Below are 11,228 nucleotides of genomic sequence, written 5' to 3' on the forward strand. Positions count from 1 at the left end.
TGGCCGCCGTGGAAACGCGAGAACCCCGAGCGCTCGGCTCGGGGTTCTTCATCGTGCTGTGGCCAGGGCCGGGTTCGAACCGGCGACCTTTCACTTTTCAGGCGAACGCTGCTACCAACTGAGCTACCTGGCCGCCTGACCCACCCACTGGTGAGCCAAAAAGCGGTGATGTTCACCATCACCGCTTCAGCGACCCCGACGGGACTCGAACCCGCGACCTCCGCCGTGACAGGGCGGCGCGCTAACCAACTGCGCTACGGGGCCAGAGCGCTTGTGCGCTACAGCCGCCGGTCAGACCGACCAGAGAAACATATCGCACCCTGAGCGAACCGCCAAATCCTGCTCACTCATCCGCCTTCGTCGGCTCTTCGCGCACGTCACCCACGATCGAATTGGCCGTGCGTGGATAGAGCAGGTAACGGAATCCCAGGTTGATCATCGCCTGGATGCGGTTGCGCCCACCCAGCAGGAACGACAGGTGCAGCACCACCCAGAAGCTCCACGCGGGAAAGCCGGTGAATTTCGGCCCGTTCTTGAGCTGCACCACCGCGGCGCTTCGCCCGATCGTTGCCATGGTGCCCTTGTCGACGTAGGCGAACGGCCGCAGCGGTTCACCGGTGCACAGAGCCTTGATCTGCTGAGCCACATGGCGTCCTTGCTGGATCGCCGGCTGGGCCTGCTGCGGCAGAGCATTGTCATCGATGATTGCACCATCGCCGACGGCGAAGATGCGGTCGTGGCCATGTACCAACAGGTGTTCGCTGACCTCGATACGGCCGCCCCTGCCCTGCGGCATCCCCCACTCCTCGACAATGGGGTGGGCACCGATTCCGGCGGCCCACACCACGAGGTCGGCCTGCATGGTTTCGCCGTCCTTGAACCTCACGGTGTCCGGCCCGACTTCGGCGATCGCAGTCTGCAGACGCACGTCCACCCCACGCTGCACGAGCTGCTCGAAGGTGTAGTCACGCAGATCCGGCTCGAAGGGCGCGAGCACAGCGTCGCCCATCTCCACCAACATGACGCGGATCCGACTCGGATGCACGTCGGGGTAGGCGATCGGAATACCCTGCATCCGCATCTCGGCCAGCGTCCCAGCCATCTCCACACCAGTGGCACCGCCACCGACCACAACAATGACCGCCTCGCGGTACGGGTCGACGGCGAGGCGATCGAGGAGTGTCATGACCTCGTCACGCACCTCGAGCGCCTGCCCGCGGGTGTAGATGGAGTAGGTGTTCTCCTCGGCCCCCGGAATCCCGAAGTGGCTGATACCAGCGCCCTGAGCGAGGACGAGGAAGTCATACTCGATCGGTTCACCACGATCGCAGTGGACGACTCGTGCCTCGCTGTCGATTCCTGTGACCCCGGCTCGCCGGAAACGCACCTTCGCCCGTCGCCGCCCCGCGTAGGACCGCAACGAATAGGTGACGTCTCCTGGGTTCAATCCGCCCGTCGCCACTTGATACAGCAGCGGCTGGAAGGTCGTGTAGGGGCGACGATCGACGATCGTGACTCGGCACCCCATCGAAGCGAGTTCGTCGGCTGCATTCAGCCCAGCGAACCCACCGCCAACGATGACGACATGTGGTTTGCTCACATCTCCAGCGTTACACATGCACACAAGGCGACGGTCAAGAGGGCTCAGCTGGTCTTGCGGAGCCCTTCACCGTGATCATCGCCGTCTGCGTACTTGGCTGCCAGGTCGGCATACGCATCCGGGATGGCCTCAATCGACTCATCTGCCTCGTGACGATCAGAATACTGCTCACCACGCAGCTCACGCTCGAGAGAAGCGAAGTCGGTGTTCACCGAACGGTACTTCAACTCACGAGCAACCTTGGTCTGCTTTGCCTTTGCACGGCCGCGCCCCATTGGGTCGACCCCCTCGCATTGTCCGATCCCGGTCTTGCCGGGCATGTGTGTCATCTCGTGTCCCAAAGGGTACAGTGCCCATCAAGCGGGAACAAACCCCGCGCGGATTCGTTCGATTTCCGCGCTGGACGCCTCACATCATAGGTCAGAACCCGCCGGCATTCTGGCCGCCGGAGCCACGGGGCCCCTCCCACGGCCCACCACCGGCGTGACCCGGGCCATGCCCCCACTGCGCATTCGGCTGCTGCCACGGACCTCCCGGCTGCCCACCGGCCGGCGGCGTGAAGCCCTGAGCCCCAAAGCCCTGACCCCCAAAGCCCTGACCCCCGAGATCCTGACCCCCGAAGTACCCACTGCCGTCGTTCCCAGAACCCATGCCGCCGGGCGCACGAGGGCCGCTTCCGGGGTAGGTCCACGCGTTGCCGGTGTCTCCGGTCTCATTGATGCGCTCGGCATACATGAGAGTGTTGAAGATGATGACCAGCGGCAGGGTGAGGAAGATCCCGGCGAAGACCACCAGATAGAACAACGCCATCCCGATGGCCATGCCGACCGGGAACTGGCCGTTCTCGAGCGCCGGGATCGAAGTCAGGACCGATGCCATCATGATGAACGCACCCAACATCATGATCGCGTAATAGATCACCGAATAGATCACGCTGAACAACAGCGTGTAACCGAGCAGGCGCCAGAAACGACCTCGGGTCAGCGTCCACGATCGTTTGGCCGCCGTGATCCCGCCATTGCCCTGGACGGTGACCTCCGGCATGAGGAACATGAGCTTGATCGAGAGGATGAAGATCCCGATCTCCAGCGCGAACATCAGCAGGTACCCAAGGAGCATGCCCACCGCCGAACCTGCTCCGGCGTATTCGCTGTCCATGGCCACCCCGAGACCGAGCGCGGGCACGATCATCACAACACTCACCAGCGCACTGAGGGCCAGCACCAGCACAAGCCCCAGCAGAAAAATCACGACCATACGTCCCACGACGCCGCGTGTCCGACGCCACAGATCACCGAACGAGGGCTTGTGCCCCTGAACGATGTCGAAGGTCCCCTGGATGATCATCCCGTAGGCCTTGAGGGAGAACAATCCCGCAGCCACCGCCGTCGCCACGTAGAACCCGATGAAGATGAACGCCGCCGCAGCCGGAGAGTTCCCGGGATTCGCAGCGAACACCGCCATCGTGATCAGCGAGCCGGCGAGCAACAGCGCCACCGCCACACCGAGAGGAAGGAGCATGGCCGAGATGAACGTCCCGAAACCACGCTTGTAGACCTTGAACGGGCCAATCATCGCCTGTCCGAGTTCCAGTTTCTGCCCGGGAATCAGGATGGGTGAGTTCATGGCCCGAACTCTAGGCGAACGGAGCGTTCATCCCCGGTGTTCGCCCACCAATGTGACACCAGCGTTATCCGCCGGACCGCTTGAGACCTCCCCCATGATCCACGCGTCGATACCCACATCCGCCAGCCGTGCTCGCGCCACATCGGCGTCACCGGCGGGCAGGAGTGCCACCATGCCGACGCCCATGTTCAACGTGGCCTCGATATCGGGGACGCTGATACCGCCCACCTGCTGCACCAGCGAGAAGATCGGGGCCGGCCGCCACGTGGAGCGGTCGATGGTGACATGCACGTTCTCGGGCAGCACGCGAGCGAGATTGTTCGCCAGCCCACCGCCGGTGATGTGGCTCATGGCATGCACCTCGACCGCGTCGATGAGGTCCAGGCAGGCCTTGGCGTAGATACGTGTCGGCTCCAGGAGTTCCTCACCAAGCGTCCGCCCCAGTTCGGGAACATCGCGGTCGAGGGACCAGCCCGCGTCGGACAACAACACCTTGCGCACCAACGAGTACCCATTGGAATGCAGACCCGAACTGGCCATACCCAACACCACATCACCGGGGCGGATCCGCTCCGATCCGATGATGGCGTCCTTTTCGACCACACCGGTGGTGGCTCCGGCGACGTCGTATTCATCTGCGCCGAGCAGGCCGGGATGCTCGGCGGTCTCCCCACCGAGCAGCGAGCAGCCAGCGAGTTCACAGCCCTCGGCGATGCCCCGCACGATGTCGGCGATGCGTTCGGGAACGAGGCGTCCGCAGGCGATGTAATCGGTGACGAAGAGCGGCTCGGCCCCACAGACCACCAGATCATCCACAAGCATGCCGATGAGGTCGCGACCGATGGTGTCGTGCTTGTCCATGGCCTGGGCGATGGCGACCTTCGTCCCGACACCGTCGGTGGAGGTCGTCAAAACCGGGTGCCGGTATTTCGCCAGGGCTGACGCATCGAAGAAGCCGGCGAACCCACCAAGACCACCAAGCACCTCGGGGCGGCGCGTCCGGGCTACCGACTCCTTCATGAGCGCGACAGCGCGCTCCCCCGCCTCGATGTCGACGCCCGCCGCAGCGTAGGCGGAGGTGGGATGGTTGGCGTCGGTCACGATTCCTCCTGGACGAAGTGCTCTGGTGTGGCAACCGGATACCTGCCGTCGAAACAGGCTCGGCACAGGTTGGTTTCAGGGATGCCGCTGGCCTCGGTGAGGCCGTCGATGCCAACGTATCCGAGCGTGTCGGCACCTATCGAGCGTCGGATCTCGTCGACGGACAGCCCCGGCGCGATCAATTCAGCGCGCGAGGCGAAGTCGATGCCATAGAAGCACGGCCACTGCACCGGCGGCGACGAGATCCGCACATGCACCTCGGCCGCGCCCGCCTCCCGAAGCATCCGAATGAGCTGACGCTGGGTATTGCCTCGCACGATCGAGTCGTCGACCACCACCAGACGGCGTCCCTCGATCACATGCCGCAGAGGATTGAGCTTGAGCCGGATGCCCAACTGACGGATCGTCTGACTGGGCTGGATGAAGGTCCGACCCACATAGGCGTTCTTGACCAGGCCCTGCCCGAAGGGGATGCCCGATTCCTCGGCGTACCCGAGCGCGGCCGGCGTTCCCGACTCGGGTACGGGCATGACCATGTCGGCATCGGCCGGATGTTCCCGCGCGAGGCGACGCCCGATCTCGACGCGGACCTCATGGACCCGGCGGCCCGAGATCTGGGTGTCGGGGCGGGCCAGATAGACGTACTCGAAGATGCAGCCCTTGGGCTCGGGCTCGGCGAAAGTGCGTGAACGCAGGCCATTCTCGTCGATCATGACGAGCTCTCCGGGCTCCACCTCACGCACGAACGAGGCGCCCACGATGTCGAGCGCACAGGTCTCGGAGGCGACGACCCACCCGTGAGACAGACGCCCCAACACCAACGGACGGATGCCCTGGGGGTCCCGTGCGGCGTAGAGCGTCTCCTCATCACAGAACGTCAGACTGAACGCACCCTCGAGCTTGGGAAGAACCTCCAGCGCAGCCTCTTCGAGCGGTTCGTCGTACGTGGCGAGCAGTGCGGTGACGAGCGAGGTGTCGTTCGTCGAATCCATGTTCTCCTTGTGCGGCACCGGAGCGTCGGTGCGCTCGGAGAGCAGCTGCTCCAACCGGGTGGAATTGGTCAGGTTGCCGTTGTGGCACAGGGCCATCGATCCGCGTCGGGTGGAACGGAAGGTCGGCTGCGCATTGGACCAGACACTCGCCCCGGTCGTCGAGTAACGCGTGTGCCCCACTGCCAGATGCCCCTTGAGGGACCCCAATGTGGACTCGTCGAAGACCTGCGAGACCAACCCCATGTCTTTGAAGACCATGAGCTGGCGTCCGTTCGAGACCGCCATACCGGCCGATTCCTGGCCCCGGTGCTGCAACGCGAACAGGCCGAAATAGGTGAGCTTGGCCACCTCTTCTCCCGGAGCCCAGACCCCGAAGACACCGCAGGCGTCCTGAGGGCCGTGGTCCTGTGGATCAAGCTCGTGGGTCAACATTCCATCGGGACGGCGCACTGGTACAGGGTACCCGTTCTGCACCGGAATCGTCCCGCCGCACGATTCGGTCATTCCGGCCCCCACGCGCCCGGTCTTGTGAGTAGGCTCCTGCCCAAGAGGTCCGAAGCGATTCGATCTGCCCGCGGGGATGCGTTCTCCCCCAAAGGGCTCGGGAGAACAAGGGACTCAGGGGGGACCATGCACGACAGCAGCGGACGGAAGTCGACCTGGCGAATCATCGCCGCCCTGATGTTGACCGGTGTGCTGAGCACCACCGGCTGCGCCGTGATCGAGGTGGTCCCCGAAGCCCCGTGGAAGGCCCCTTGGCAGCAACGCCCCGATGAGACTCCCCGTCCGAGCCCCTCCGAGAAAACAGAGTCCTCCGCCCCGACCGAGGAGGCCTCATCACCGTCACAGGAACCGACGGCGGAGGCGTCCGGCAACGCCACACCGAAACAGACCACCTCGCCGAAACAGACCATGGGCGCCGATGGCCCCGGTCAGTGGGAGGAATGGACGCTGACCACCGCCGGATGGGGTCCGGTGCGCATGGACGAGCCCATTCCCCGCAAGGTGCGCACAGCTTTCACACCCGAATGGGAGTGTCTGGGACCGATCTTCGAGCAGGACGGCGAGGAGATCGTGATGGTGTTCACCACCAACACCGAACGATCGGGCCGCATCGAGATGATCGCGTTGTGGTCCGAGGCCAGCTCCACGAAGTCCGGGCTGCGCATCGGCGATCCTCCGTCGAAGGTCGACGAGCTGTACCCCGAGGCGAAGAAACGCACCTCCTACGAGCACCACGTCCATGGGTCCACCACGGTGTATGAACTCAACGACGGGTACTACAGCATGTTCTTCGAGGTCGACGCGGAACAGGTGCGGCAGATCTCGACACAGATCAGCGAGGAGTTCCACCCCATGGGCCGGATCGGCCCCTGCGGTGGCCCCTGACCCACGTCGCTCTCTGGCCCACGTCGCGCCCTTGCGCTGACGCGCGGTGGCGTCAGCGCAAGGAGACCTCAGCAAGCCTCGCCAAGAACAGCGCCTCGGAGCGGCAGGCCTTCGCGAAGTCACCGAGGTCCAGCGACTCGTCGATACCATGCATCCGCGAGTCCGGGTCGACCACAGCGGTTATCAGCACCTGTGCGTTCGGGTGCAGATCGCGGAACTCCTGGGTCAACGGGATGGACCCGCCCATACCCATGCGCACCGGCGCGACACCGAAACCCTCGGTCCATGCGGCATCGGCGGCATCGGCCACCGGACCCTCGAGCTCCAGCGAGACCGGGCGTCCGCCCTCGATTGGAGTGACCGTGACGTGCGCACCCCACGGGGCGTGGCCGGTGAGGTGCTCGGCGACGACTCGGTGGGCGTTCTCGGGGTCGTCCCCGGGAGCCAATCGCACCGAGATCCGGGCCCGGGCCGAGGGGATGAGGGTGTTGGACGACTGACCCACCGGCGTGGTGTCGATCCCGATCACCGTGATCGCGGGCTGGTGCCACATGCGGTGGGTGAGCGTACCGGTGCCGATGAGATCGACGCCGTCCAACGGTGCGGCTTCGGCGCGCAGCCGCTCCTCGGGGTAGTCGAGGTCCTGCGGCCCGGCATGTTTGAGACCGGCCACGGCCACCGACCCGGCGTCATCGTGCAGGGTGGCGAGCAGTCGCGTCAGAGCCATCAGGGCGTCGGGCACCACACCGCCGTACTGCCCCGAATGCAACCCGTGGTCGAGCGTCGCCACCTCCACGTCGAGGGTGGCCATACCGCGCAACGCCGTGGTGAAGGCCGGCTCCCCCACCGCCCAGTTGCCCGAATCGGCGATGAGGAACACATCGCACGCGAGTTTGTCACCATGCTTCGCGAAAAGCGCCGGGAGCGAGGGGGAACCGATCTCCTCCTCACCCTCGATGAACAGGTTCACCCCCACCGGGGGCTTGCCATCGAAGGCGCGCAACGCCGCGAGATGGACACCGACGCCACCCTTGTCATCCGCCGACCCGCGAGCGAACAGGCGCCCCTCACGCTCGGTAGGGGTGAAGGGCGCCGAGGTCCAGGCGTCGGGATCACCGGTGGGCTGCACATCGTGGTGTGCATACAGCGTCACCGTGGGCGCACCTTCGGGCGCGGGGAAGCGTCCGATGACGGCCGGATGCCCACCTTCGGAGACGACCTCCACCTGGGGGCAACCGATCTCGGCGAGCTTGTCGGCGACGAACTGTGCGCTGCGTCGAACATCATCGACATGTTCTGCCTGCGAACTCACCGAGGGGATCTTCACCAGTGCGGCAAGATCCTCCCGGACTCCGGGGAGGACACGGTCAACGGCAGCAATGATGTCGGTCATATCGGCATCGTAGACCTGCCACCACCCAGCGCCGTCGAGGCATCGGAGCCCGCCCTCGACTTTCACTGGCGGCACTTGCGTGACCGCAGGCAATGCCGAACCCCCGCATGGAAGGATCGGGGCATGACCGACAACCCTGTGGTGCTCATCGTCATCATCGTGGCCGTGGTGGCGGCCATCGCTCTCATCGTGTGGGGAATCCTTCGGTGGCGCTACGTGAAGTCATTGCGGGAGAAGGGCTGGGAGTTCATCACCAGCCCGTCGATCACCATCGCCCACGGGCTCAACTGCCCACCGTTCGGCGTCGGCTTGGGGCGGGCCGTTGATGATGCGGTGCGCGGTCAGGTCGACGGCGTCGACTTCACCGTGTTCGAGTACAAGTACCGGGGATTCAAGGAGAACCGCGTCACGGTCGTGGAGATCCCGTGGGCGCTGGATGAGTTCCAGTACAGCGAGCAGGGCAAACTCGAAGGTGTCCGCGGCTTCGGACCGGTCGAGATGGGGCCCGGCAAAGCCCACGCGACCAGCGAAGAGTGGATGCAGACCGTCCAGTCGGTCATCGGCCCCGTCCTTCCCCAGGTGGCGGGTTCGGGCGATACGCAGTTCGCCATCGACGGCAACCATGTGGTGCTTCTCAACACCCCGCCCAAGCCCGACGAGATGGAGGCCCACATCCGACGAGCCGTGGCCCTCGCCCGCGCGCTGAGCGCCCCGTCCTTGGAGCAGTACGCGCGGCCGATGCCGAAACAGCAGCTCGGATTCCACGGCACTGACTGGCTGTACGAGGTTCAGAACGACTCGGCTCTGGATTATGTGCAGCACACCCGCGGAGGCTTCGACCACAAGGCGGTGGACGTCATCTCCGGCCCCAACGACGGACTCGCTTTCATCGCCCTGCATCACAAGTGGAAGACCCGCGAGCAGTACACCGACAGCGAGGGACGCACCAAGACGCGGATCAAGAACCATGACGAGTACCTCATGGAGGTCAACGTCCCCTTCCCGTTCAGCCCCATCTCGTTCAATGCGGGGTGGCTCTCGGGCGGGGAGAAGCGTCAGTTCGAGAGCATCACGTTCGACAAGATGTTCGCGGTACGTAGCGCCCATCCGAAGTTCGCCCATGACGTGGTCCATCCCCGCACGATGCAGTGGATGGAACAGCGCGGCCGCGTCGATCTGTCGATCGAGGATGGACGCGTGCGCTGGGAGACCCATTCGCTCAACACCGCCAACCTCGCCTGGCGCCTCGATTGGACCCACGGATTCTTCGGCCGCATCCCCGACTTCGTCTGGAAGGACCTCGGGGTCAACCCTCCCCCACGTTTCCGGCACGTCGACTGAGCAGCGTCCCGCTTCTTCTGCGCTGCGACACGTTGAGCAGCGTCCGCTCCCCTTGCCTGCTCTGGCGCGCCCCACCTCGACGTTGTGCCGCGTCTGCCCGGCAATAGGTCAAGGTGGGCTGTTTGTGGCAGCCACCCGAACCAGCCACCACGCCCCACCTCGACGCTGTGCCGCGTCTGCGCGGCAATAGGTCAAGGTGGGCTGTTTGTGGCAGCCGCCCGAACCAGCCACCACGCCCCACCTCTACGTTGTGCCGCGTCTACCCGGCAATAGGTCAAGGTGGGCTGTTTGTGGCAGCCACCCGGGCCAACCACCGCGCCCCACCTTGACGTTGTGCCGCGTCTACCCGGCACAACGTCAAGGTGGAAGAGGACGCCCCTCTCTGCCGCTCTCCCTCTTGGCGCACCCACCCCACCCCGCGCTCCACCTCTACCTGAAGCCGCGTCTGCCCAGCACAACGTCAAGGTGGGCGACGAAGTGAGCGATGTACTCAGCGAGTGGTTGTGGATGGCGTCGGAGCTGCTGGGAGTTGTCCACAGAATCATCGAAGACGGTTCGTTTTCGACGCGCCCCATCCATGGTGAGCAGCATGCGAGCGAAACAGCATCTGTCCGAGAAACTGAGGAAACAGGCGCGGTACGGCCTGTTGAGTGTCCAGGACCTTGAGGCCGAAGGCGTGGGACGGCATGCGCGACGCCGGTTGGTCGCGGAGAGCCGACTGCACCTGCTGACGCCGGGCCAGTACAGCCTGGGCATTCCCACACCGAAGACGCTGGCCCACGTCGGGCTCCGGGTTGCTGGGGCCGGCGCAGCCGTCGGAGGTTGGCATGGGCTGCACATGCTCGGCATGAAGGTTCCCCAGCAGAACCTGCAGCAGCCGGTGACCGTGTGGGTTCCCAACGGCACGAAGAAGCGTCCAAGGGCCGGGTGGCGGTTCCGGGAAGATGGGTACGGACGCCTGCGGCGCATGCTGATCCAACGCACACTGGAGCCGGGCGACATCGTGTTGGATCTCTGCAGTGAGCTCGACGTGAGCAACACGATCGGCCTCTGCACGGATGCGATACGGGACCGGTGGACGAGCCCGCAACGACTCAACGACCTTCTCGACGCACGGTTGCGGCATCGCCATCGAACACTGATCAGCGAGTTGATGGAGGATGCACAGGAAGGCGCGGAATCCCCTCTCGAACATCGATACGTGCGCGGGGTGGAACGGCCTCATGGGTTGCCCCGCGCCTCGCGTCAGGTCCGCGTCGGCCCCAACATCGTGGACGGCTGGTACCGCGAGTGGAACTGCGCCATCGAGATGGACGGCTGGCGCTTCCACAAAGACCGTGTGCAGTCAGACGCGCGCGCCGACGCTGATCGCGCAGCTCTGGGCATCACGACCCTCCGGTTCGGCTGGGATGACATCGTGGTCAACCCCTGCAGGACAGCACACCGGGTCGCCAGTGTGCTGCAGCGCAACGGCTGGGACGGCCACCTGCGTCGCTGCTCTTCCTGCCCGTGAGACACACCCGACTCCACCTCCGCGTTGTGCCGCGCAGACGCGGCCCAACGTCAAGGTGAAGCGCCCAAGGCCGGGACCGACGCTGCCATGAGGAGACGCGTCCCCTCCACCTCCGCGTTGTGCCGCGCAGACACCGCTTTACGTCAAGGTAGAGCACAGTGGTCGGCCCAGACGGCTACCGCCACCAGCCCACCTCTACGTTGTGCCGCGCAGACGCGGCCCAACGTCAAGGTGAAGCGCCCAAGGCCGGGACCGACGCTGCCATGAGGAGAC

Annotated in this window: 9 protein-coding genes and 2 tRNA genes; 3 read left to right on the forward strand and 8 right to left on the reverse strand. The window is 65.1% G+C overall.

The features are described from left to right. Positions 1-59: 59 nt before the first annotated feature. The 7 genes from FB460_RS10535 to purF form a co-directional block, all read right to left on the reverse strand. Positions 60-133: transfer RNA gene (locus FB460_RS10535), tRNA-Phe, on the reverse strand. A gap of 57 nt (positions 134-190) precedes the next feature. Continuing rightward, positions 191-264: transfer RNA gene (locus FB460_RS10540), tRNA-Asp, on the reverse strand. Positions 265-343: 79 nt separating this feature from the next. After that, positions 344-1,618, reverse strand: coding sequence for an NAD(P)/FAD-dependent oxidoreductase (locus FB460_RS10545; RefSeq protein ID WP_142094078.1), 1,275 nt, complete (start codon positions 1,616-1,618; stop codon positions 344-346). A gap of 26 nt (positions 1,619-1,644) precedes the next feature. Further along, positions 1,645-1,875: a DUF3073 domain-containing protein gene (locus FB460_RS10550; RefSeq protein ID WP_142094325.1), complete on the reverse strand. Its 231-nt coding sequence runs from the start codon at positions 1,873-1,875 to the stop codon at positions 1,645-1,647. Positions 1,876-2,020: 145 nt separating this feature from the next. Continuing rightward, positions 2,021-3,226: a glycerophosphoryl diester phosphodiesterase membrane domain-containing protein gene (locus tag FB460_RS10555; protein ID WP_142094079.1), complete on the reverse strand. Its 1,206-nt coding sequence runs from the start codon at positions 3,224-3,226 to the stop codon at positions 2,021-2,023. 27 nt (positions 3,227-3,253) lie between these two features. Beyond that, positions 3,254-4,327: a phosphoribosylformylglycinamidine cyclo-ligase gene (gene purM / locus FB460_RS10560; RefSeq protein ID WP_142094080.1), complete on the reverse strand. Its 1,074-nt coding sequence runs from the start codon at positions 4,325-4,327 to the stop codon at positions 3,254-3,256. Then, the gene (purF, locus tag FB460_RS10565) at positions 4,324-5,769 is read right to left on the reverse strand and encodes an amidophosphoribosyltransferase (protein ID WP_142094081.1); all 1,446 of its coding nucleotides are present in this window, start codon (positions 5,767-5,769) and stop codon (positions 4,324-4,326) included. Before purF ends, purM begins: the two co-directional genes overlap by 4 nt. Positions 5,770-5,949: 180 nt before the next feature. On the opposite strand from purF, the gene FB460_RS10570 reads away from it, so the two are divergent. After that, positions 5,950-6,708 carry a hypothetical protein gene (locus FB460_RS10570; protein ID WP_142094082.1) on the forward strand — a complete coding sequence of 253 codons (759 nt, stop codon included), beginning with the start codon at positions 5,950-5,952 and terminating at the stop codon, positions 6,706-6,708. A gap of 52 nt (positions 6,709-6,760) precedes the next feature. Here the strand turns inward: FB460_RS10570 and FB460_RS10575 are convergent, their stop codons facing one another. After that, positions 6,761-8,101, reverse strand: a complete 1,341-nt coding sequence (locus FB460_RS10575) for a dipeptidase (protein ID WP_142094083.1) — start codon at positions 8,099-8,101, stop codon at positions 6,761-6,763. Between the two features lie 123 nt (positions 8,102-8,224). Here FB460_RS10575 and FB460_RS10580 point away from each other — a divergent pair, with 123 nt between their 5' ends. After that, on the forward strand, positions 8,225-9,442 hold the full coding sequence (locus tag FB460_RS10580) for a hypothetical protein (RefSeq protein WP_142094084.1): 1,218 nt from the start codon (positions 8,225-8,227) through the stop codon (positions 9,440-9,442). 589 nt (positions 9,443-10,031) lie between these two features. Continuing rightward, positions 10,032-10,955 carry a DUF559 domain-containing protein gene (locus FB460_RS10585; RefSeq protein WP_170210055.1) on the forward strand — a complete coding sequence of 308 codons (924 nt, stop codon included), beginning with the start codon at positions 10,032-10,034 and terminating at the stop codon, positions 10,953-10,955. The last annotated feature ends 273 nt before the right edge of the window (positions 10,956-11,228 follow it).

This window comes from Propioniferax innocua, from assembly GCF_006716235.1.
GTDB classification, from domain to species: domain Bacteria; phylum Actinomycetota; class Actinomycetes; order Propionibacteriales; family Propionibacteriaceae; genus Propioniferax; species Propioniferax innocua.